This window comes from Arthrobacter sp. Z4-13 (assembly GCF_054792705.1).
Genome location: NZ_CP096459.1, coordinates 1,699,258 through 1,722,682 on the forward strand (window position 1 = coordinate 1,699,258; position 23,425 = coordinate 1,722,682).

16 protein-coding genes and 3 pseudogenes are annotated in these 23,425 nt (G+C 62.8%); 8 read left to right on the plus strand and 11 right to left on the minus strand.

The genetic code is table 11. The features are described from left to right. The first annotated feature begins 38 nt into the window (after positions 1-38). On the plus strand, positions 39-863 hold the full coding sequence (locus M1E07_RS09495) for an ETEC_3214 domain-containing protein (protein WP_461189966.1): 825 nt from the start codon (positions 39-41) through the stop codon (positions 861-863). Positions 864-1,038: 175 nt separating this feature from the next. Continuing rightward, complete coding sequence (locus tag M1E07_RS09500; RefSeq protein WP_461189967.1) at positions 1,039-1,785, plus strand: hypothetical protein; 747 nt, start codon at positions 1,039-1,041, stop codon at positions 1,783-1,785. 130 nt (positions 1,786-1,915) lie between these two features. Here the strand turns inward: M1E07_RS09500 and M1E07_RS09505 are convergent, their stop codons facing one another. From M1E07_RS09505 to M1E07_RS09515, 3 genes are all read right to left on the minus strand, one after another. Continuing rightward, positions 1,916-2,458 carry a Pycsar system effector family protein gene (locus M1E07_RS09505; RefSeq protein WP_461189968.1) on the minus strand — a complete coding sequence of 181 codons (543 nt, stop codon included), beginning with the start codon at positions 2,456-2,458 and terminating at the stop codon, positions 1,916-1,918. After that, complete coding sequence (locus M1E07_RS09510) at positions 2,458-3,180, minus strand: adenylate/guanylate cyclase domain-containing protein (RefSeq protein WP_461189969.1); 723 nt, start codon at positions 3,178-3,180, stop codon at positions 2,458-2,460. The genes M1E07_RS09505 and M1E07_RS09510 overlap by 1 nt, the downstream gene beginning before the upstream one ends. A gap of 97 nt (positions 3,181-3,277) precedes the next feature. Next, positions 3,278-3,958 carry an adenylate/guanylate cyclase domain-containing protein gene (locus M1E07_RS09515; RefSeq protein ID WP_461189970.1) on the minus strand — a complete coding sequence of 227 codons (681 nt, stop codon included), beginning with the start codon at positions 3,956-3,958 and terminating at the stop codon, positions 3,278-3,280. Between the two features lie 689 nt (positions 3,959-4,647). Between M1E07_RS09515 and M1E07_RS09520 the strand changes: the two genes are divergently transcribed. From M1E07_RS09520 to M1E07_RS09535, 4 genes are all read left to right on the plus strand, one after another. Then, positions 4,648-6,249 carry a TIGR02677 family protein gene (locus M1E07_RS09520; protein ID WP_461189971.1) on the plus strand — a complete coding sequence of 534 codons (1,602 nt, stop codon included), beginning with the start codon at positions 4,648-4,650 and terminating at the stop codon, positions 6,247-6,249. Continuing rightward, a complete protein-coding gene (locus M1E07_RS09525) occupies positions 6,246-7,493 on the plus strand; it encodes a TIGR02678 family protein (RefSeq protein ID WP_461189972.1) in 1,248 nt (415 codons plus the stop codon). The genes M1E07_RS09520 and M1E07_RS09525 overlap by 4 nt, the downstream gene beginning before the upstream one ends. Continuing rightward, positions 7,490-11,620 (plus strand): TIGR02680 family protein, encoded by a 4,131-nt coding sequence (locus M1E07_RS09530; protein WP_461189973.1) that lies wholly within the window; start codon positions 7,490-7,492, stop codon positions 11,618-11,620. Before M1E07_RS09525 ends, M1E07_RS09530 begins: the two co-directional genes overlap by 4 nt. Before the next feature lie 80 nt (positions 11,621-11,700). Then, positions 11,701-13,017, plus strand: coding sequence for a TIGR02679 family protein (locus tag M1E07_RS09535; protein WP_461190368.1), 1,317 nt, complete (start codon positions 11,701-11,703; stop codon positions 13,015-13,017). An 851-nt stretch (positions 13,018-13,868) separates the two neighbouring features. Here the strand turns inward: M1E07_RS09535 and M1E07_RS09540 are convergent. The 5 genes and pseudogenes from M1E07_RS09540 to M1E07_RS09560 form a co-directional block, all read right to left on the minus strand. Beyond that, a pseudogene (locus tag M1E07_RS09540) lies at positions 13,869-14,363 on the minus strand (dihydroxy-acid dehydratase); the annotation flags it as partial. Between the two features lie 43 nt (positions 14,364-14,406). Further along, positions 14,407-14,868: a hypothetical protein gene (locus M1E07_RS09545; protein ID WP_461189974.1), complete on the minus strand. Its 462-nt coding sequence runs from the start codon at positions 14,866-14,868 to the stop codon at positions 14,407-14,409. Then, entirely contained in the window at positions 14,849-15,514 is a 666-nt protein-coding gene (locus tag M1E07_RS09550; RefSeq protein WP_461189975.1) for a hypothetical protein, read from the minus strand. Before M1E07_RS09550 ends, M1E07_RS09545 begins: the two co-directional genes overlap by 20 nt. After that, a complete protein-coding gene (locus tag M1E07_RS09555; protein WP_461189976.1) occupies positions 15,511-15,846 on the minus strand; it encodes a PadR family transcriptional regulator in 336 nt (111 codons plus the stop codon). The genes M1E07_RS09550 and M1E07_RS09555 overlap by 4 nt, the downstream gene beginning before the upstream one ends. A gap of 848 nt (positions 15,847-16,694) precedes the next feature. Then, positions 16,695-16,929: pseudogene (locus tag M1E07_RS09560) on the minus strand (Lrp/AsnC family transcriptional regulator); the annotation flags it as partial. A 215-nt stretch (positions 16,930-17,144) separates the two neighbouring features. Here M1E07_RS09560 and M1E07_RS09565 point away from each other — a divergent pair. Together M1E07_RS09565 and M1E07_RS09570 are read left to right on the plus strand one after the other, a co-directional pair. Next, the gene (locus M1E07_RS09565; RefSeq protein WP_461189977.1) at positions 17,145-17,966 is read left to right on the plus strand and encodes a GntP family permease; all 822 of its coding nucleotides are present in this window, start codon (positions 17,145-17,147) and stop codon (positions 17,964-17,966) included. Then, entirely contained in the window at positions 17,963-18,634 is a 672-nt protein-coding gene (locus M1E07_RS09570; RefSeq protein ID WP_461189978.1) for a GntP family permease, read from the plus strand. The genes M1E07_RS09565 and M1E07_RS09570 overlap by 4 nt, the downstream gene beginning before the upstream one ends. Positions 18,635-18,883: 249 nt before the next feature. Here the strand turns inward: M1E07_RS09570 and M1E07_RS09575 are convergent. The 3 genes and pseudogenes from M1E07_RS09575 to M1E07_RS09585 all read right to left on the minus strand — a co-directional run bounded on the left by M1E07_RS09575 (position 18,884) and on the right by M1E07_RS09585 (position 23,423). Further along, positions 18,884-20,259: pseudogene (locus M1E07_RS09575) on the minus strand (NAD-dependent succinate-semialdehyde dehydrogenase). A 190-nt stretch (positions 20,260-20,449) separates the two neighbouring features. Continuing rightward, complete coding sequence (locus M1E07_RS09580) at positions 20,450-22,135, minus strand: thiamine pyrophosphate-dependent enzyme (protein ID WP_461189979.1); 1,686 nt, start codon at positions 22,133-22,135, stop codon at positions 20,450-20,452. Positions 22,136-22,466: 331 nt separating this feature from the next. Further along, positions 22,467-23,423 (minus strand): D-2-hydroxyacid dehydrogenase family protein, encoded by a 957-nt coding sequence (locus M1E07_RS09585; RefSeq protein WP_461189980.1) that lies wholly within the window; start codon positions 23,421-23,423, stop codon positions 22,467-22,469. Positions 23,424-23,425: the final 2 nt, after the last annotated feature.

A 23,425-nucleotide genomic window follows, 5' to 3' on the forward strand; every position in this document is an offset into this window, starting at 1 on the left:
TTGCAGGCTAAGAGCGGCTGTCCACGGATCATTGCAGGGTGGACATTTTCGAGACCTTGAAGCTGATCGGCGCGATCCTGGCTGCCCTGATCGCTTCCCGCACGATCGGGGCCGGAGTCAGAAACTGGTATTTGAAGGGCCGTGGGAGCCGTGCGGTTTGGCGCAACAAACTGAATCAACTGGCTAATGGGGCCACAGCTCAGTACGTAGAGAATCTGCTCGGCACGCCTGTCTTTGAGAACCATCAGCCTCCGAGCATCTGGGTAGAGGAAGATGAGAAGCCGAAGTGGGTGGACCACATCTTTGCAACACCGCACGCGTGGGTCGTGACGAGGAGGATTGAGGACCGGCTAGAGGCATGGTCAGTCACCGTTACCGATCCGAAGTTTTGGTGGAATCTAGAAGACGTCACTTTTGGTCAAGCCAAGGGAAGGCTCGGGCGGGTGACATTTGGCGATCTCCTTGCCTCTCTTTCTGGTAAGTACGAGTCCAGTGGTGCCCGTTCTGACACCTATGCTGAGGCAGCTTCCTTCGGTAATCCCGGCGGGTATCAGACGTACATCTTCATGCACAACGAAGAGGGCATCGGAGAGATGAAGCCAAGCGGCAATAGCGACGTGCGGGAAGGTGACTTCAAGCGTCCGGACGACAGGCAGGAATATCCAGCTGCAGCTGATGGCTCCCATCGGTCCGAGACCACAGTCAACACGATCATCGTGTCGTGGCAGAGGGATGAAATTACGCAGAAGTCCTGGCTGGAGTGGCCCGTCGCAAAGTCAGACCAAATGCGACTCCTTCACCGCTTCAAGAAGAAGCACGGATGGCAGGCAAAACGATCCCTGGGAGACGGCAATGGAAAGTGATCTAGATCCGAACAACGGTGGAGCCTCATCTGTTGAACGGCGGGGGAGTGAGCCGCTCTGCTCATTTGAGCCTGAGACCGGGCATTCAATAAACCCAAGCTCTCTCGATGAACTGCGCTGCTACACATACCTGGGTCCTGACCTCTGGACGATGAAACCTTGTTAAAGTCCACAAATGACGACTGACTTCGCTGGGGAAGCACAAAGACTTACTGAAGTATGCCGTTCTCTCTTTGAGGACGAGTCGACGTGGATAACGGCGGACGGCTACCCCGATAGCCTGGCGCTCTCAATCATCGATTCCATCTACTCCACGGGCTCTAAGTACAAGGCCGTCATCAATGTGGTGAATGCATATCGCGCCTACAGGAAGGCCCAGGGCGGGGATGCTGACCGGGACGGTACCAACGAACTGCTACAGACGTTCAAAGAGGCTGGTGGGAGTGCGGGGTGGGCTGAACTTGTCAATAACCGGAAGCCCGCTCACACGAAGAAGAACGCTCCGCTCAAGGCAAAGGTCATCCGGCTGGCCGCTGAGCTGCTGGAGGTGAAAGAGCTTCAGCTCACCACGCAGGATGAACTGCGAGCCGCGTACGCCAAAAAGGAGAGCCGGAAGAAGCTGAAGAAGGCCTGGTTGGAGCTGCCCAGCCAGAGGTCCGGAGCGACGTACAACTACCTGCTAATCCTGGCGGGCTTCCAGTCCGTGAAGCCCGACCGCATGGTGATCCGCTTCGTGGCGAAGCACGCTGGGCTTGATGCAAAGAAGCTCACGCCCATGGAGGCCGCTGAGCTGATCACGCAGGTTGCTGAGCTCTACCCGACGCAGCCCAGGCGCCTCGATCACGCGATCTGGCGGCACGTTTCGGGCCGAGATGTGTTCAAAAAAGAGGAAGTGATGGCTCCTGTCGGAGCAGCCAGCTGAAGACGTCGGAGAAGGTCCTTAAGTACTTACTTTCCATCCTTCGCGCCCATCTGCGCTCGATGTCCTCTGGAGCTCCACCCATGATCACGCCATACCATCGAATATATAGTTCGAATGACCCGCGCCCCGATCATGGGGTCAGGTTGAACCTGATCAGGGCTGCGCAGACGACGAGAGCTGCGCCGCCAGCCAGTGCCAGGTAAATCGACCATATGACCGCGATGTGCTTCTTCCAGGAGATCTTGCTCATCTCAACCATCTGATGCGTCAATACCGGCAGGAGATCCTTCTGCTTTATCGTGGCGGGCAGTCTCTTCGAATCCCAGAACTTCAGGTGCCCGAAGTAGATGAAGTTGTTCGGGTACTCAGCCTTGACCTTGCGACTCCTGAGCCGCGGTATGACAACCCATATTGAGAAGACGGCCGCTACGGCCAGCGTAAGGAGCCCGCCCCAGTAGAAAATCTCCTGGAGCGGTCCTTCCAGCTTGCTGTACACCTTGTTATCGTCCGCCAGGGCGACGGCAGTGGCGACGCCGGCTGACTCAAGGGCAAAGGCAAACGAAGCCTTGGCATCGACCTTCCCCGTCCAATCGCTGATAGCTCCGTGGATGCGCCAGGCCGTCTCTATCGCCTCGTCGTGTTCCGTCTCTTCTTTGCTCTTGAAACCGAACATCAGAACTTCCAGGAGTATGTGGACTTGTAGTAGGGGAACGACCTGCCGCCCATCGCGAGGTCGTACGTTCCTGACCACATGTTCTTTCCGTCGCTGCTGATGGCTGGCTCCGTAAGACTGTTATACGTGGCTTTCCCTATGAAGGTGCTGTAGTAGGGCTCACGCAGGTCACTGAGTTTGGCTGCTAGGTTCGGGGCGTCACCGATTGACACAAGGTCATCATTGCCGCGGAAGCCGGCGCGAACCAGAAGGGCCTTGCCACTTGCGATGCCGCAGCCGTGTTTCATCGTCCAGCCGCTGTCTTTGATCGATTTGAACTGCGATGTCAGCGCCGGTTGGACGTACTCCCGTATGGCCCACTTGATCTGCATTGCAGCCTTCACCGAGCGGTTAAACCTATCCGTACCGGCGAAGATACCCATTACGCGGTCGCCGTCAAAGCTGCGGATGTGGCCGTTGTTTGCCCGGATAACGCGAGTACTGACAGCCAGGTAGGCCTTCATGACGCGTGCCACCGTCTCCGGGGGCGAGGCGGAAACCAGGCCGGATGAGTCAGCCATGTCGGCGTAAAGATAGGTGGAAGGTACGTAGATGCCCTCGGAGTAACCCAAGTCTTCAGAAGAGGGGACGTACTGGTCCGTGGCGCTGGCCCTGGTTTTCGTGCTCAATGCCGTCTTCACGGTCTTCTTGACGTCGCTTTCGACATCGTCTTTTAGCGCCACTATGCTCCCTTGGTTGAATCGCTAGAACAAACATAGCTACAGGTACTGACATCCCCGTCGTTACTAGGCAGCCGCCGTAAGGCCTAAGGGGGAGTCCTCAGTTGACGATCCATCCCCAGCTAGAGTGCCGGACTGTTTCAATCCTGCCGCCGCCGATATCTGTCGGCTCAGCCAGCGACCACACGGGCTTGTCGTCGTAGAAGCAATACACCGCACTCATCGCGTCCCACACTCGATCCGTGATGAACGTCCGCGCCCCGCGCTGCTCGCTCAGCTTGGCCGCGATATTCGGGGCGTCACCGATGGACACCAGGTCATTTGTGTCACGCACACCAGCACGCACGACTAGGGCTTCCCCTATGTCTATCCCTGTCCGGTGGCTCAACTTCCAGGAGTTGCGGTCATACGAGTCGATGGCAAGAGCGATGGAGGGTTCAATGATGGAGTCCACCACCCACCTGATCTCCAATGCGGTCTTAGCCGCTCGTGTAGCGCCGTCGTCATCAACGAAGATCGCCATCACCCTGTCACCGTCGTAGCTACGGATTTCGCCCTTGTTGTCCTTGATGACCCTCGTAATCGTAGCCAGGAAGGCCTTCACGATTTTTGCGGCGGTCACCTTGCTGTGCTTCTTAGCTAGACCCGTCGAGTCAGCCATGTCTGCGTATAGGTAGACCGCTTGAAGCCAGACGCCACCGTTGGACAGCTTGACCGTGTCGGTTGTGGGCACGACGCTTCCCATGCGGGTGTCCAGTGGTGGGTACACGATGTCATCCACGGCGTGCGCGTAGTCAGTCCTGCGGCTCACGGTTCCTCGTCCCCTATGTCCATGCATGAGGTTCGAGCCTACCAACCGCCTCTGACATTCTTACCGGACCCTGTTAACAGCACAGGGCCGACCACTTAGAGCGGTATGTTCTCTCTGTTGTAGCCATCAACTACTGACTTAGGCCAGGTTGAGCAGGAGTTTGGGTCACGGGGATTCGCGTCGCGCTCTGCCTGGTGGTCGGAGGCAAGATCTCTGCTGCCGATAGTTAGTACGGCAGCCTGCCAGCCACCCATGCCTTCCACACCAGCCTGACGTAGAACCCAGGAGACCCGGCCACGAAAGGCATCATGACCGTCACCCTACGAGAAACTCCTCTGCCATGTTCTGGAGAGCGGCACTCCGCGTGGCGACCGCACTGAAACCGGCACGATCTTCTGCGGTGGGCAAGCCGCATGTTCTGCCGCTCGTTCGCGTGCATGGCGCCCTCAATTTCATGCTGATAAACACGCGCCGAATGCCGGTGACGGTCAGCGGCTCGGAACGGCTGGCTTTGTTTTCTCGCGGAACTGGAACCATGAACGGGTGCCTCGGCTTAGCAGGCGGAAAAGCTTATTGGCATTATTTTCGCCTAACAGACCTACGACTGTCAGTGCGTCATGGAAGGATCTGTTGCTATGACGGATCCTCAAGACTCTTCGATGCCAAATGGCATTGGCACGTCAGGCAGCTACGGCCCCTTCGCCTATCTCAGCACGCCCAACGCGCCGCTGTACCGGCGCGTCATGCGTGCGTTGATGGCGGAGAAGGAGCGGTTCACAGTCCACGTCCGCCCGGAGCAAGTCTGCCTGGCACTCAGGGCCGACGGCGGGGAGTCGGTCGAGGAGGGCGCGGTCACCGAGGCCCTGGAGCGATTGGCCCAGCCCGGCTGGGCCAATCTGCTTGCCTTTCCCGACTCGAGCCGGGTCACGGCGCTGGAGGATTTCTACCGCCGCCGGATGCTGTACCAGATGTCGCGTCAGGGCGAGGCGGCCGAGCGTGCGCTCGCGCAGTATGACGTCGCATTGGGCACTAGGGGTGCGCTGCAGTCGGTGGCATTGGAGGACATCGTGGTGCTGCTCACCAACCTTCGCGACACCGCCGCCGCTCACAGCGCGGGCGAACCCGTGGACGCGGCACTGACCCATCAGACTCTACGCAGCCTGCGCGAACGCTTCGCCGAGCTGGCCGAGAACGCTGTGGCATTTATGGGTTCGATCCAGCGCACCATCGACCTCCATAACGCCGACGTAGATGCCTTCCTGGCTTACAAGGAGCAGCTCATCGACTATTTGGAGCGGTTCATCAATGACCTGCTCACCCGCGGGGCGTCCATCGCCGACCTGCTCGGCAGCATCCCGGAGAACGGAGTGCGGTTCCTGGCGGCGACCGCCGCTGAGCGCGAGGCCCTTGACGCCGCACCGGGGGAGGCTGACTCAGCGTTTACGAGAGCGAGGGAGATTTGGCTGCGGCAGTGGTCGGGCCTGACCGACTGGTTCGTCAGCACGCCCTCACGGGAGAGCGAGTCCAAGTTGCTGAGGGCGCGCGCGAGGGCAGCAATCCCCGCACTGCTTACTGTGGTGCGTGCGTTGCACGAGAACGCAGGCGGCCGCAGCGATCGTACCCAGGACTTCCTCACCCTGGCGAGGTGGTTCGCAGAACTGCCAACCGACGGGGATCGTCACCGGCTGTGGCGCTCGGCCTTCGGACTGGTACCTGTGCGGCACTTGAGCGTCACCGCCGCAACCGAGGACGCCTGGGCCTCGGCAGATCTTGGTAACACAACACCGTGGGCTGAAGCGCCGCCGTTGGAGATCAGCCCCCAGCTGCGCAGGAGCGGATCGTACGAGCGCCGCGGCAAGTCGGTCCGGGTTATAGATCGTACCGGGGCGAAGGCCCTGCTGGCCGAGCGCGCTCGGCTCGAAGTCGAGCAGACGGAAGCAGCGCGGCGCCGGATCCTGACCAATGGGCCACGGCCGCTCTCTGCGTTCGGCGAGCTGGACCCGGAGGCCTTCCAACTGTTCCTCGGCCTGCTCGGTGATGCGCTAGCTGCCATGGGGCCGGACAGGACTACCTCGCAGGTGCACACTTCCGACGGCGAGCTCACCGTTACCCTCACCCGGATCCCGGAAATGGGAAACGCGGTGATCACCACGCCCGGTGGGGAGCTGTCCGGGCCGGATTACCTCGTTGACATCGTTTCGGCGGTTGACGCCGCGGAGGCAGGTTCTGCCCCGAAGCTATCTGCGGAGGCGTACGCGTGAGCTGGGTAGACACGGCCCCGAGCGTCTCGGCGGCGCTGGAAACCCGCGATGTAGATGGGCGTGCTCGGGCACTGCGTGCCCTGTTGATGCGCGGTGCCCTGAGCGCCCAAACCGACGGCGAGCTGTTCCGCCTGGCTCGGCGCCACGCCGATGGATTGCGCGACTGGTTCGACCGGGAGACGGGCTGGCGCCTGGTGGTCGAGCCGGAGATGGTGCGTCTGCTGACGTCGTATGTCCCGCATGGCCCCTCGGCAACCGCCATCGCCGAGCGACATCCGGCTCAAGCACGGAGGGGCGACCCGCCTTTTACCCGGCGCCGATACATCCTGCTGTGCCTAGCCCTGGCCGTGCTGGAACGGTCCGACCCGCAAATCTCGCTCGGCCGTCTGGCTGAAGAGATCGTGCTCTCCGCCCGTCAGCCGGGTCTGGAAAGTGTGGAGTTCACCCTTCGCGGTCGGGAAGAGCGCTCCGACTTAGTCGCGGCGATCCGGCTGCTGCTGAACTACGGGGTACTCGTCAGGGTGGCGGGCGACGAGGAGTTATATGTGTCGGCGGACGGGGATGCCTTGTACGACGTCCATCGGCGGCTGCTGGCCACGGTGCTGTCTACCGTCCACGGGCCCGGTCTGGTCAGTTCAGCTCTAGGTCCCGCTCCGGCGATAGACCGAATCGAGGCAGCCCTGCACGAACCGCCGCCGGCCTATACCGAAGAGGAATCCACCAGGCGGCTGCGGCACACGGTCTCGCGCCGTCTATTATGTGATCCGGTGGTCTACTACGACGAGCTGCCCGACGACGAGCGCAGCTACCTTATCAGCCAACGGGCGCCGTTGACGCGCCGCCTGGCCGAGGCCACCGGTCTGGTGCCCGAGCTGCGCGCCGAAGGTGTCGCCCTGGTGGACCCGGACGACCAGCTCACAGACGTGAGGATGCCGGACCAAGGCACCGACGGGCACGCCACCCTGCTGCTGGCCGAGCACTTGGCGGCCACGGGCTCTGCCCAAGTAGCGGCCCTTCGACAACGGGTACGACAGCTGGCCGAGGACCATGCGGCCTATTGGCGCAAGACGACCCGGGAGCCGGGAGCGGAGAACTCGATCGTGGCCGAGGCACTCGAACGTCTGGTAGGTCTCGGACTGGTGCGAGTCACCGGCCAGGGGCCGGGCGCAATCGCAGACCCGCTGCCAGCACTTCGGCGTTTCGCTGTGGCTACCCCGACCATCACGGAGAGAAGAGCACGATGAGTAGCCTCCATGGAGCTATCGATCTGGCCCACGCACGCGGAGTGGGGTCAGACCTCGTCTTACCCCGCCCCGGCAACGAGCGCTGGCAGCCCCTGCGGCTCGGTTTGGTCGACTTGTTCTACTATGACGACGAGCAGTTCTGGTTCCACGACGGGCGCCTGCTCCTGCGCGGCAACAACGGGACCGGAAAGTCAAAGGTCCTGGCCCTGACACTACCGTTCCTGCTGGACGGATCGATCGCCCCGCGACGTGTGGAGCCGGACGCCGATCCCAAAAAGCGCATGGAGTGGAACCTGCTACTGGGCGGCGCCCACCGAAACCCGGAGCGAACCGGCTATTCATGGATCGAGTTCGGGCGCGTGGACGCCGACGGAACGGAGCACTTCACGACGCTGGGTATCGGGCTCAAGGCAGCTGCGGGCCGCGGCATCGTCAAGACGTGGTACTTCACCAGTACGCGCCGGATCGGCGACCTGCGCCTGCTGGACCACAACCGTACTGTGCTGAGCCAGGAACGCCTCCGTGACGAGCTGACATCCACCGAGTCCGGGCAAGTCCACACCACCCAAGAGGCCTACCGGCGATCGGTGGACGAGAGGTTGTTCCGGCTGGGGGAGGCGCGGTACGCCGCCCTCATCGACCTCCTGATCCAGCTGCGTCAGCCGCAGCTGTCCAAGAAGCTTGACGAAAAGGCGCTGTCGGCGGCACTCACCGAGGCGCTTGCGCCACTTGACCAGGCCGTGGTCGCAGACGTCGCAGAGTCATTCCGCTCCCTGGAGGAGGAGCGCTCCGGTATCGCGGAAGCCAAAGAGACGCTCGCCGCGGCCGAAAGCTTCCTTCGGCACTATCGCGTCTACGCCAAGGTGGCGTCCCGGCGGCACACCACTCCGGTGCGGCTGGCCAACTCGGTCTACGAGCACGCCGGACGCGACCTACGCGAAGCCGAGGAGCACTTGGCTGCCGTTGTGAATGCGGTGCAGCAGCTCACGGTGCAGCAGAAGGAAAGCGAGGAGTCGCAGAGTTCCCTGCAGGGGCAGGAGCAGGCGCTGCGGGCAAGCCCGGAGATGCGGGATGCCGACCGCCTGGACCAGGCCTCGCGCGCCGCGAAAGAGATGGAGTTCCGGGCCACGGGCGTCGGCAGTGAAGCAGAGCAGGCGTCCATCAAGGCCCGGAAAGAGAGTGAGGCCGAGACCGTCGCGGTTCGTCGCCACGAGGAGGCGGATAGCGAAGCCAAGGGGCAGGATGCGGCGGCGGCTGAGCTGGCCCTCGCGGCAGGGCTGGAGTCGGAGCATTCTGTGATGGCGGCCGATGCGGACGCTGGCCGCCGGGCTGTGGCTCGGCGGCGTGGGCAAGTAGCGCACGTTCGTCGGTTGCTCGAAGCGGCGCAGCAGGCAGAGTCGACTGCCGCTCATCAGCGGCAGTTGCTCGATGCGTCCGAAACCGACGTGGCCTCGCGTGCCGAGGATCTGGGGGCCGCTCACGAGAGGGTTGAGACAGCCGTTCACGCCTATAGCAACGGTGTCCAGGGTTACGTCGACGGTCTTACCGCCACCGTCCTGGATATGGGTGCGGACGAGCTTGCTGGTCTCGCTGAGGGCTGGGCTCGGAGTATGTCGGGCGAATCACCCCTGCGATCCGCGGTGGAGGCAGCCGCGACCGAGGCGCTGAACCGGGTCGGGCGGGAGCGGGTCGTGGCCGAGCGCGAAGAGGAGCGGCTTGTCGACGAGCTAGCTAAGGTTCGCACACAGATTTCTGCTTTGGAGAATGGCCGTAATCCGGAGCCGCCGTTAGCTCCAGGACGGGATCATCGCACCCGGGCGGCCCGGCCAGGCGCGCCGCTGTGGCGTCTGACAGACTTCGCCGACTCTGTTTCTGATGCCGATCGGGCGGGCATAGAGGCAGCCCTGCAGTCGGCTGGGCTGCTCGACGCCTGGGTTTTTGCAGACGGCACCGTGCAGGTCGATGGCGATGTGGTGCTCGGCCCGAACGGGCCTGCAGTGGGTCCATCGCTTTCAGCAGTGCTGTTTCCCGCCGCCGGCCCCGACGACGCTGTCGGTACCGAGGCAGTCATGGCCGTCCTCGACCGAATTGGGTGGGGTGATACATCAGGGGCCGCCATATGGGTGGACGAGGATGGGCGCTGGGGATCCGGCCCCGCCCGTGGCTCCTGGTCCAAAGAGCGGGCCGAGTTCCTGGGCGCCGGTGCCCGGGAGGCCAACCGGCGCGACCTACTCGCGAGCATGCGGGCCACCGCCGAGGAACTAGAGGACGAGCGCGCGGCTGCAGAGGAGCGGGTCGCCACTGCCGTCCGGAAAGCCGAAGACGTACGGGCCGAACGAGCGGCCTATCCAATACAGCTTGAACGCGCTCTCGACTCGGCGCACAATAGCGTCGCCACCGCGCAAGGAGAAGTGGAACGGGCGCGGCAGAAGCGGACAGAAGCGTTCGAGGTCTGGGAGAACGCAGCCGGGGAAGCGGATCAGGCCAACGACGACCTCGCCGAGCAGGCCGCGCAACTCGGGGTCAGCACCACGGTCGGCGGGATCGACGCGACGTTAGGTGCCATCTCGGCCTATGCGGAGGCGCTAGCAGAGGTACGGAGCGCAGCCCGCACGTTGGCCGACGCAGCGGCTGCCCGGGAGCAAGCGATCGAGCGTGCCGCTGAGGCCAATGAATTTCGAGAACTGAAGGAGTCCGAATATCGCAGCCTGAAAGCCCAGGCCATCAGCCTGCGATCGAAGTACGAGGCGCTGAAGGCTACCGTCGGAGCGTCAGTTGCCGAGCTTCAGGCAACGCTGGGCGAGATCACAGCTGCCCTCGGGAAAGTGGGCGAAAAGATCCATCAGATCGCGAAGGAACAACTTAAGGCCGCAGCGGAGCGTGGACGATTGGAGGGGATGGTTCTCGAGTTCAAACGGCGCCGTGAGGAGGCCGTGACTTCGCGAGAGGAGAAGATTGCCAGCCTGAGGGCCTTCGCCGCGACAGGGCTGCTGCGGGTCGCGCTGCCCGAACTTGCTGTACCAGCGCACGATGCGACCAACGAGTGGAACATTACCGCCGCGCTGAGCCTGTCCCGCAATGTCGAGCAGCAGTTGCACGAGGTTGATGAGTCCGACGACGACTGGGCTCGTGTCCAGCAGCGGGTTTCCAGCGCGATCACGGAACTCGCCGCGCAAATGACTCGGCACGGGCACACCGCCTTCGTCGAGCAACGCGGCGAGGTGCTGGTGGCGCGGGTGCGCTACGTGCATGACGAGGTCGACGTGGACAGACTGGCGGACATGCTTGCGGCAGATGTCGGGAACCGTGAGCGCCTGCTCAGCGCCCGTGAGCGGGAGATCCTCGAAAACCATCTAGTCAACGAAATCGCAGGTCATCTGCACGAGCTGCTACTCACGGCAGAGGAGCAAATCGACCGGATGAACCGCGAGCTGGCCGAGCGCAAGACCTCGACCGGCATGCAGCTGCGTGTCCGGTGGCGCGAGCGCGCCGACGGTCCGGTTGGGCTGGCGGCAACTAAGGGCCTCATGATCCGATCCGACGCCACGTGGACGCCCGAGGACCGCGTTGTGATCGGCGACTTTCTGCAAACGCAGATCGCGGAGGTCCGTGAGGCCAACCCGACCGGTGGTTGGCAGGAGCACCTGGAGCAGGCCCTCGACTACCGGCAGTGGCATACCTTCGTGGTCGAGCGGCGGCAGAACGGACAGTGGCGTCCAGCGTCCGGTCCGGCATCAGGCGGTGAAAAGGCACTGACGGTCTCTGTGCCACTGTTCGCCGCCGCATCGGCCCACTACAACTCGGCCAGCCCACTTGCGCCGCGCCTCATCCTGCTTGATGAGGCGTTTGCTGGTGTGGATGATGACTCCCGAGCTAAATCGCTGGGGCTGCTTGCCACCTTCGACCTTGACGTGGTGATGACCAGCGAACGGGAATGGGCCTGCTACCCACAGGTGCCCGGCCTCGCGATCGCACAACTGTCCCGCGTAGAGGGGGTCGACGCCGTGGGGGTCACCCGATGGCGGTGGGACGGTCGACGTCGGCACCGGGCCGGGGAAGTGGATGGAATGGCCCATGCCGGGGGCCCCTCCCCGATTCCGTCTGACGAACCGGCATTGTTCGGATGACCGCAGAACAGCCGGCCGTGCCGATGACGGTGGGAACCGGAGACCGTGCCGCATTGGACCGGCTTTTGGGGGTCGCCGAGATGGGATGGCTCGTCGCTAGGGTTCGGGGGCGGATTATTGACAGCGGGGGAGAACCGCTCCGGGGGGTCGTCCACTTGAAGGAGGCCACGGCCGAACAACGTTCCGCTGCGATGAGGCTCGTCGGACGGCCGAAGCGAGCCGGGACGGCACTACGGATTGACCTCGCCGATGTGGAACGGATCCTGCGCCGGGGACCATGGCCCGCTGGCCTGGCCGACGCCGTCGAGACGCTGACCGGTCCGGTCGTCGACGGCAGAGCTGAGCGGGAAGGCGAAGCAGCCGCGTGGGACATAGCTCGAGATGGCCTAGCTGCGGCGGCTGCCAAATTCCCTGGGCTCCCAGTCTGGTGGGACGCCTGGTGCTCGGCCGGTGGGCTCAAACGAGCTGCGAGGGCCGAAGCCGGCCGGACCAGTGCCACACCATCAGCTGGGGTGGGTGCCGCCTTGGTGAGCATGTTAGCCGCCGTGCTTGAGTTGCTGCCGGCGCACGAGGAGCCGCTGGCCATCCTCGCTCGAAAAGCGGTGGGTGACGCCCATGCTCTGGATGTCTCGAGACCGCTAGGGCGGCTGTGCATTTCAGTGATCCGAGCGGCGTTCCTGCCTGACGAGGCGGTCTCTGGCGGAGAGTCGTCTCCCCGCGACATATGGGCTGCTGCAGGAGTCGTGCTGTCGAACCTGGCCTCAACCGTCCTGTGCCTGGGTGTCCCAGGAGTGAGTCCCGCTGATTCGGCGACTGATCATCCATCCCGAACCGCGACGGCAAGCTCCTTGGAGGCCATGCGGGCAGCTCGCATGCCTGTGCTCCTGACGCTCGACCAAGTGCGCTCCGGCGGAGTACAGGCGCTTCCGCACAGTAGTGTCATTCACATCTGCGAGAACCCGACGGTCGTCGAAGTCGTGGCCAACAGCTGGGCTCGAATTAAAGCCGAGGCCGGAACGTCGGGCGCGGGAGGACCAGTCCTCGTGTGCACGTCCGGCCAGCCGAGCACGGCGGTGGTCGAGCTGCTTAGGAGGCTCACCGAGGAGGGGGCGGAATGCCGGTATCACGGTGACTTTGACTGGGCGGGTCTACAGATCGCCCGCTCCCTCAGCACACAAGTGGAGTGGATGCCGTGGCGTTACACGGCCGCCGATTACCGTGCCGCATTGCGGCATGGCAAACCTTCGCTTCGTCTAGCGGGGAAGCCAGCAGAATCCCCATGGGATCCGAAACTGGCGGTTGCCATGGCCGAATCTGGTCTCGCGCTGGAGGAGGAGGCGGTGGCTGACTTGCTGGCTAAGGACGTATTGGCAGCGAGCTCATGCGTAGGGCCTTGATCATGAAGGGGAGGCGCTCCTCTGACGCCCTCGGCCCGATGCCGATTATGCAGGAAATGGCTAAGAAAGAAGGCGTTGACACTGTCAACACCTTTGGCTTCGGATTGCGTCGTTGACGGCTCGGACCTGGCCGGTTTGCTGATGTTCTAATGAGTTCCCTGTGTTTGCAAGGGCTGGAATGCAGTTCGAGTCCCACCTCGGGCACGGCATATCCCCTCGTCAGAGGGGTTTTTGCTTAACGTGTTGACATGGCTTGTGGTTGCGTCCCTCTGACGCTAGGTGCGCGGGCTTTGGCCAAGCTGCCGCTGAACCTATTCAGGTGTGTGGGGTGGCGGGTTCAAGTCCCTGGCTGGTGGGCCCTCCGCCCTAACCGAGGCCGGAGCCGTATGTGCTTCGATTTGTCCTGCCAAAAAGGGTGTGGACAGTGTCAACACTTTCGTCGGTCTATGTTGTGCCCGGTGGCGTGGGAGTGCGCTTGAATGACGATCAGCGAAGCAGGCTGGCTTTGGGTGCTTTAAGGATTGTGGGGGAGCGCGGCACCATGACGTACAGCAGTGGGTCCGCCCGCCCCTGGCAGTCCTGAATGCTGTGACAGGCAACTGTGATTGGCGCTGCTGTGGCCCGTATCCTGACCCCCTTGGCCATGCAGTTCCGGTGCCGCTTTGGCCCCATCTGAAGTGTTAGATCTCAGTCCAGGGGGCCTTCCCACGACAATGTCAGCTTTGGGTGTGCTTTTAGCTGACGGCTTCCGAAGTTCCCGGCAGAAACCCGATTGGCAGCTGTCCAATAAAAGGGATTTACCGGCTCTCGCGAGCGTTTCTGACTAACGGGATCTTTAGGGGAGTCAGCGGTTAGTTCGTCAGGAGGGAAACGTCGCGGACGGCACCCTTGTCCGCGGACAGGGCCATAGCGGCGTGGGCACGCAGTGCCGCGGAAACCTGGCGGTCCCGGTCTTTGGGCCTGTAACCGCCGTTGGCTTCCAGTTTTTCGCGGCGTTCGGCGAGGACCTCGTCGGAGACCTGCAGCTGGAGAGAGCGCTGGGTGATGTCGATGCTGATGATGTCGCCGTTCTCCACCAGGGCGATTGTGCCGCCGGAGGCAGCCTCGGGGGAGATGTGCCCGATCGACAGGCCGGAGGTGCCGCAGGAGAAGCGGCCGTCCGTGATAAGGGCGCACTTTTTGCCCAGGCCGCGGCCCTTGAGGAACGACGTCGGGTAGAGCATTTCCTGCATGCCCAGGCCGCCGCGTGGGCCTTCGTAGCGAATGACCACTACGTCGCCTTCCTTGACGCTCTTGTTCAGAATCTTTTCCACGGCTTCGTCCTGGGACTCGCACACAACTGCCGGCGCCTCGCCCTGTATTCCGGGTAAGCCAGCCGGATCAGTGGGATTACCGGCAACAGGAAGACAGTGAAGCTGAAGACCACCCAGATGATGTTGAACGTAAAGATCGCCATGCCCAGCACCAGAAGCCCCAGAAACGACAGGACCTGCATGCCCGTAGATGGTTCTCGGGCGTCCATCGGGTCAGCAGCAGGCCCCAGGCCGGCAGCGCGAGCAGCCAGCCGCCGCACCAGAAACCCAGGTTCAGGAGCGCCAGCACGACGAGGAGGACGCCGGGCAGCAGGAATGCCGCGGCCTGACTCAGTGACGGAAGCTTGCCAACCGGGCCGAAGATGCAGGCGCCGATCAGCAGGTACGCGGTGGCGTACCAGGGCAGCAGTTCGATCACAGGCACCTGGGTCAGACCGAACACCAGGAGCGTCAGCGCGACAACCATGACGCACACTGCAGAGAATGCCCAGGGGCGGTGTTCCGGCATGTGGAGGTCGCTATCCTGCAGCAGCGGCATCGATAGGCCGTCCGTTCTCATCAAGGGGGACGCCCCGCTCATCGATCCGGAAGTCCTCAATGACCAGACCCGACGTGGCGTCGATGATGACGATGGAATCGGCCGGCCAGGTGGGATCGGGGACAAGGTCGTAGTCAACATCCGAGATCAGCGTGCTGTTTTTGGCCCTGTTGAAGGCATCAATGATTTTGCCGGTGCGGGTGTTCACGGTCACGGTTTCCTGGGGGAGTCCTTCTGTGCTGCCGGAAAGAGGGGTCGAGTTCCACCACCCCTCATAGCCGCCGATAGGCCGGTTCTCCAAAGGGGCTTTGACCAAGGGCACCTCCGCCTGCTCTGGCTCGGCACTTGCCTGAATACCGACGACGACGCTGCCAACCAGGATTGCAGCGGCACCGGCTATGCCTAGTACCAGTTTCATGTTTTCCCCCTTTTTGATGCGCGACAGCACCTTGCCGCCGCGGTGAAGCAACTCGTGAGACCTTGCCATTGCTGATGACCGCACAGCGCCGAAAAGCAGCGACTGCGCAGAGATGCCGATGGCCGGGCCATCGCGCAGGTCAGCTCTCCACTGCTCCTCGCGGACTTCCCTCAGACGAACTGGCGTCAGGGCCACAGCCAAGGAAAGGACGGTGTCTGCGAGCCTCATGCGCCCTGCCACTGGCCCTCAAACGTTGCCGGCGAAGGCCTCGTAGTGGACCTCCGGACTTTGGCCCGGTGCGTGTTCACGTAGTCCTGCGCCAGCGGGCGCGCTTCACCCAGCAGCCGGTAGTAGCGCCGGCGGGGCCCTTTGCGGTCCTGGGTGGAGTCCCATTCGCCCTGGATCCACCCGGCAACTTCAAGGCGGTCCAGAATCGGGTAGACGGTGCCTGGTTTTTTGCCGACGTCCTTCACGATCTGCAGCCCCCAGACACTGTCGGCTGACAGCAGGGCCTCAAGGACCAGCGCCGTGGCGGGCGTTACCCGCCCCAAGTTCTCCATGCACCAAATCTAGCTATATAGATTTAGAAGTCAACCCTGGTTGTCTTTCTGTATTTCAGGGCAGTGAGGGGAGACGCACTTGAACCACCATCTACAGTATCGATGGAGACGCGCATTCAGCCTCCCCCGGCTGGCAGATCCTCATCGGCAAGTAGAGAAGGGGCCCCTACAACCCTGTCCTTCCGGCATATTTTCGAAGCGCCGAAAACGGATATTCGGTCAACTAGCTATTGGGTTAGGCCCAGGGGAGCAGAAACCGTAGGAGTGTCCCCTCGCACCCGTCCAGGTTCTCGGAGATCGCCTCGCCGAAGAGCCACATTGGACCAAGGAATCGGGACTCGATGAGACTCGCTTGCGGCCGGAGCTGACGAAGTCCCCTCTTGCGGCTCGGCAGGTGTCTGAGAACAAGACCGAAGCCCACCGGCAGGTGAATCCTCCCTTGCGAGACCGCCTTTACGTCAGGCTGGGGTGTAGGCCTAGTTGACGTTAGTTGATCTTGTCTTTCTTTGCCGTCGCAGCTGCCTTGCCCTAGTTGTAGGTGCTGCGGTTGATTTCAACGAGATCGTCGGATATGAGGGTTGTGCCGCCGCTGATTTTCTCGGTGATGGTGGCCATCGCGGCGTGTCTGCGCTGGGATATGAGTCTTTTCTGGCGGCTTGGAGTGCTGCCGGGATTTGCTGGTGGGTGAGGTCGGCTGCTGCTTCGGGCCAGCCAGAAATGTTGGATTTCAATCTAAGGGCTATCCCAAGAAAGTGCCAGGCTGGGGTGTAGTCCAGTCTGAAGGGAGTCTGCAGGACCGGCCAGCTGAACTGATGCCAGTCAGCCGACAAGGGCCCCTTCGAAATTGGGTGACCCTTATCCAGTTCTACGCTCACTGCGGCCGCCACACCACGCCCCAGCGCCGAGGGGAGCACCCTGCTGCTGTTGGGCCGCAGCACACCCGCGGTCGCCTCCGCTCCTGCCGAGACTGCACCGTTCAGCTGGCTGGCCAAGCTGCTGGGCCAGGACCATGATTTGTGTGATGCCGCGTTTCGGGTCGGCCCTGCGTGGCGGTGTGGGCGTCAAGGCGTCTCGAAAGCACATCGCGACCCAGACAACGTGCGCGCTTTAGGCGAGGGTGCTACCGCACTCCGAGCGCGGTATTTCTGACAAGAGAAAAACCATAACTCCGTGTACCATTGAGTTCTAGGCCACATCGTTTTGCAGTTCCAGGTACGGCGGCGCACAGTGCCGTCCTGCCGCTTATGCTCCCGATGCCGCGCCCTCCCCTCCCTACTTCACATAGGAGTGAATTTGCCGTGGACTTAGATTTCGTACGCCTCGATACGGGGCCCTTGATCATCATCGGGATCGCTTCCGTCATCGTCTTACTGGTCCTGATTCTGGGCGTGAAGATGCACGCTTTGGCTGCGTTGGTGATTGTTAGTGTTGGCACTGCCTTTGCCACGAACATTCCACCGGGCTCAATTTTGGATGTTGTTCTTGGTGGGTTTGGCGAAACACTGGGCGAGATAGCCCTGCTGCTCGCCTTCGGGGTGATGTTCGCGAGACTCATCGAGTCCAGCGGCGGAACAAGAGTTCTGTGCGACGCGCTGATCGACAAGCTCGGTGAAAAGCGTGCACCGCTGGCCCTGGGTATCGCATCGCTGGCCTTTGGCTTCCCGATCTTCTTCGACGCAGCCTTTATGGTCATGCTGCCGCTGTACCTCTCCGTGGCCCGCCGTCTTGGTGGGAGCATGCTGCTCTACGTCCTGCCGCCTGCCGCTGCCCTGTCCACCATGCACGTCCTGATGCCTCCCCACCCCGGCGTGGTCACCGCTGGAGTACTCCTCGGAGCCGACGTTGGAACCGTCATGCTCCTTGGCCTTGTTATTGCCATTCCTACATGGCTGATCAGCGGCTACTTCTACGGAACCTGGATTGGAAAGCGGCTCGTCCTGCCCATCCCGGAAGCCCTCACTGGTGGTCCCCGGGTTGATGAGCCCATCACAGGTAAAAAGACTGACGACCGGCCCGGGCGCGATCAGGGTTCAGGCGGGGGCACGAGCACACTGACCGAGGTCCGGACGGCCGTTGGGAGCACTCCCGGCACCCGAAGCCCCCGCGCGTTGGAACTTTGATCGGTCTGCTCCTGCTGCCCCTGACGCTGATCCTGCTCAACACGGTGAGCACCACTCTGGGCCGAATCGGAGCAGTCGACAAGGACGCCACCTGGGTTGCCGTCTGCAAACTCATCGGTTCGATCCCGATTGCACTTCTCATTACGGTTCTCGCCTGTGTAGTTGTCCTCGGCCTGAAGCAGGGCCGGACTGCCACGATGATCGAGGACATGCTTGATAATTCCCTGAAGCCGATCGCACCCGTTGTCCTGGTTACCGGTGCCGGTGGAATGTTCAGCGCGGTTTTGATGACCAGCGGCATCGGCGACGCTCTCGCGGAGAGCCTGCGCAGCACTGGCTTACCCCTGGTCTTGGCGGTATTCGTCATCACCGCTGTCATGCGCATCGCCCTCGGTGGGACAACCATCGCGATCACAACGGCTGCTGGCCTGCTTGGTGCTTCCATCGCCGGTGCAGGGTTCAATCCCCTGCAAACTGCAGCCCTGGTTCTCGTCATGGCCGGCGGCTCAGCGGTCCTGCCACACGTCAACGACGCCAGCTTCTGGCTCATCGGACGCCTTCTCGGGATGACCGTTATCGAGACCTTGAAAACATGGACGGTACTGAAGACGCTCCTGGGAACGGTTGCCGCGATCTTCGCATCCATCGTCTTCTACATGGCCTCCTAACCCCGGCGCAGGGGCTGATCGAAGTAGCCTGACGAAAAGCGTCACTCGCTTCACCGTAGATGGTGAAACGGGTGACGCTTTCGTTTTCTTTAGGTGAATGAGGTCGGGGGAGACGGTCTGTGAGGCCTGATGTCGATCGCGGTGGCCCCTGAACGCTTGGCTGCATAGGCCGGATACCTGTCCAAAGCAACAAAAGAGCCGCTCTCTGGCACCACTTGGTGGCAGAGAACGGCTTCTCGTCGGACCGGGTTAGTTCACGTAGGGGTCGGCGATGCCGATGTATTGGGTGGTGGTGTATTCGGCGATGCCTTCGGTGCCGCCTTCGCGGCCGAGGCCGGATTGTTTGACGCCCCCGAAGGGTGCGGCCGCGTTGGAGATGACACCCGCGTTGAAGCCAACCATGCCGAATTCGATTTGCTCGGCAACCCGAAGTAGGCGGTTGAAGTCGCGGCTGTAGAGGTAGGACGCGAGGCCGTACTCGCTGGCGTTGGCGAGCCTGATCGCGTCCGCCTCCGTAGCGAACGTAGTCACCGGGGCAACAGGCCCGAAAATTTCCTGGCCCAGGATCGCCGCATCATTGGGGACGTTGGCGAGGACGGTGGGCTGGTAGAAGTAGCCGGGTCCGTCCACAGGTCCGCCGCCGGTCACGGCAACTGCTCCGGCGTCGACGGCATCGGTCACCAGGGCGTGGACGTCATCGCGGGCCCCGGCGTCGATGAGGGGGCCGATCTGGGTGTCGTGGTCGGTACCGCGGCCGGTGGTCAGGGCGGCCATGGCGGCGGCGAACTTACGGGTGAACTCCTGCGCGACGGATTCGTGGACGAGGAAACGGTTGGCGGCCGTGCAGGCTTCGCCCATGTTCCGCATCTTGGCAGCCATCGCACCTTCGACTGCCTTGTCCAGGTCCGCGTCCTCGAACACGATGAACGGTGCGTTGCCGCCGAGTTCCATCGATGTGCGCAGCACGTTCTGCGCCGCGTCTGCCATGAGCCGCTTACCCACAGGGGTGGAGCCGGTGAAGGACACCTTCCGCAGGCGGGAGTCCTTCAGCAGCGGCCCGGAGATCCCGGATGCGGAGGAGGAGGCGACGACGTTGAGAACCCCGGGCGGGAGGCCGGCGTCGAGCATGGTCTGGGCGAAGTACTGGGCGGTGAGGGGTGTGAGTTTGGCGGGTTTGAGGACCATGGTGCAGCCCGCCGCGACGGCGGGGGCGACTTTGCGGGTGGCCATGGCGAGGGGGAAGTTCCAGGGGGTGATGAGCAGGCAGGGTCCGACGGGTTTGTGCTGGACGAGGATCTTGTTTTTGCCTTCGGGGGTGGTGAGGTAGCGGCCGTAGTCACGGACCGTTTCTTCGGAGAACCAGCGCAGGAACTCGGCGCCGTAGGTGACTTCGCCGTGGGCTTCAGCCAGGGGTTTGCCCATTCCAGGGTCATCAGCAGGGCGAAGTCTTCGGCGCGTTCGGTGACCAGGTCAAAGGCGCGGCGGAGGATCTCGGCCCGGACCCGGGGTGCGGTCCGCGCCCACGACGCTTGGGCAGCGTCAGCCGCGTCAAGTGCGGCGATCGCGTCCTCGGTGGTCGCGGAGGCGAGGGTGGCGAGCACCTTCCCGGTGGCTGGGTCGTGCACGTCGAATGTGCCGCCGTCGGACGCCTCGCACCATTCACCGCCGATCAACAGGCCGGTGGGGACGGAAGCTAGGAGGGTTTGTTCGTCTTCTGAAGTGATGGCAAGGGAAACTGCAGGAATCGTCATGTGCAAGTCCTAAAGAGTGTTGTCGTAGCTGTTGGGGATATGGGCTAAACCCGGAAGCGGGGTATTAGTACGCCTTGACCCTTTGCTCCACCACGAGGTGGATGAGCGCGAACACGTGGTCTTCGTTGATGGCTTTCAGCGCTGTTTCCAGAGCGGCGGGAATGTCGGCGTCCAGTTCCACCTTGACGCCGAAGCCGCCGAAGGCCTGCGCCATGAGTGCGAACTCCGGGTTCTTCAGCTGGGTGCCCGAGACACGGTCGGGGTAGTGGCGTTCCTGGTGGGTACGGATGGTGCCGTATTCCTGGTTGTCCATCACGATGACCAGAGGTGTGGCGCCGTACTGGGCCGCGGTGGCGAGTTCCTGGCCGTTCATGAGGAATTCGCCGTCGCCTGCGATGGTGACGATACGCCGGCCGGGGTATTCCAGGGACGCTGCGATGGCGGATGGGACGGAGTAGCCCATGGAGCCGTTGCGGGCGCTGATCATCGAGGCATAACGCTGAGTGGGGAAGTAGCGGTGCGCCCAGTTGGTGTGTTCGCCGGCGCCGAGCGTGACCATGGCATCATGCGGGAGGGTTGGGACGAGGTTTGCCATCAGGGTGTCCATCCGCGCCGGACCTGCCGACGGCGTCGCCGGGGGGAGCGCGGCGAAGGCAACCTGTTCGCTGCGCATCTTCGACGTCCAGTTCAGCCATTCATTCTTGACCGGAAGTTCGATCTCGGCCAGGTCGCGGATAAAGACGTCCGGCTTTGCCAGGATTTGGTAGGAGACCGGGCCCGAGCGGCCTCGGAGGGAGGGGTCGATCGTGACGAGGAAGTTCTTCTTTGCCCAGTCCTGGCGGCAGAGGAATCCGTCGGTAATAACATCTCCAGGGACCGTGCCCACAAAGACCAGCAGGTCGGTTTCTTCGAGCAGGTCGTAGGTGGGGCGGGGTCGGCCATAGCCGATAGGACCGACGTAGGACGGGGAATCGAAGGGGACGGTTCCTTGGGTGCGCCATTCGGCTGCGGCGGGGATGTGGTGCTGTTCCAGCCACGCGGTGAGCAGGTCGGCGGCTTCCTGGGTCCAGTCGTTGCCGCCGGTGACGAAGAGCGGCTTGCTCGATGCAGCCAGAGCTTCAGCTAACGCCGCCGAGTCCACGGTGGTCATGCCGCCGGTGGCTACCGGGATCGGCGGGTGAAGTTCGGCGGGGATCTGTTGGCGGATGACATCCTCGGGCAGGCCAATGACGACGGGGCCGGGCCGGCCGTTCATGGCCGAGAACAGGGCTTCGGCGACGATTTCGGAGGCCCGTTCTGCGTGATCCAGGACCATGACCCGTTTGGCGCCTGTGTCGAACCAGGCTTTGATGTCGAATTCCTGGAAGGCCTCGCGGTCCCTGTGGGCGAAGGGGATCAGACCCACAAAGAGGACCATGGGGGTGGAGTCCTGCCATGCAGTGTGCAGGCCGACGTGGGCGTTTGCTGCGCCGGGGCCGCGGGTGACCATCGCGATACCGGGCAGCTGGTTCATCTTGCCGTCGGCTTCAGCCATGTAGGTGGCTCCGCCCTCATGGCGGCACACGATGGTTTCGATCGGTGAATCGTGAAGCCCGTCCAGAACGTCCAAAAAGCTCTCACCTGGGACAACGTGCGCCCGCTTTATCCCGTGAGCCACGAGCGTGTCGACGATGACATGACCCGCGGATTTGAAGTTATCTGCCGATTCTTCCACTGTAGTCTTTGGTTGGTCGGCGATGGTTTGCGTCATTGACTCGGAGCCTTCTCGTGTTTGATGGGATGCGGGTGTAAATTTTGGGGCCCGGGCTGGCCAGCAGGCGCGTGGTAACCGGACAAGAGAGAGCCGTGCACCTCAGGTACCCAGGGTTTCGTGCCGCGGCGGTTCAGGGTGTTCGTCTCTGCGGGCGAGCTTCGCCCAGTTCACTACAGGTTCCAGGTCAGGGTGAGGAGTTGCTGGAGGACGGTCGGGGGCCATGTTTTTTCGTTGTCCTTGCATCTTGCGGGCGGCGCTCATCGGTGGGACGCCTGGGTTCTGTCGGCAGCTGGGAGTTGTCCTTTGCGACAGCCCAGTGCCAGGGGGCTTAGAGGGTTCGGATGGCCTCACCGCTGAGATGGGCGTCGATGTTTTCGACTGCCTGCGAGAAGTATGTGGAGTAGTTCCGTCCTGTCACGTAGCCCAGGTGCGGTGTGGCGAGAACATTGGGCAGCGAACGGAAAGCGTGGTGGGCAGGCAGGGGTTCCTCCGAGTAGACGTCGAGCCCGGCCCCTGCGATGCGGCCGGCCGTCAGGGCGTCGGTGAGTGCCTGCTGGTCGACTATGCCGGCCCGGGAGGTGTTGATGAGGGTTGCTTCGGGTTTCATCAGCGCCAGTTCGTCTGCTCCGATGAGGCCGCGCGTTCGGTCGCTGAGAACGACATGGACGGAGACGAAGTCGCTGTTTGCGAACAGTTCCGGCAGGGACGGGGCCAGCGTGGCCCCGGCTGCTTCTGCCCGTTCCGTGGTCAGGTTCTGACTCCAGGCAAGAACGTTCATCCCGAAAGCGTTTCCGATACGTGCCATCTGGGCGCCGATCTTGCCCAGGCCAATGAGTCCAAGGGTTGCACCGTGCAGGTCGGTACCGACTGTTTGCTGCCATGGTCCGTTGCTGCCCATCGCAGCGGCTTCGGTGCGCAGATTTCGGGCCAGCCCGAGGATGAGTGCCCAGGTCATCTCGGCCGGGGGTTGGGAGTTGCTCTTGGTTCCGCAGACTGTGATGTTTCTTCTTCCTGCCGCTTCCAGGTCAATGGCGGAGTTGCGCAGGCCGGTGGTGACCAGCAGTTGCAGACGCGGCAGACGTTCCAGCAGGGTGGCCGGAAAGGGTGTGCGTTCGCGCATGATGACGACGATGTCAAAGGGCTCCAACCGATCCGCCAGCGCGGCTTCATCAGCGAGGTGGTCCCGAAAGACCGTGACTTCCACCCGGTCTTCTATAGGGGACCAGTCCGCGTACTTTCGGGCGGCGTCCTGGTAGTCATCGAGCACAGCGCAGCGCAGGGCCATGT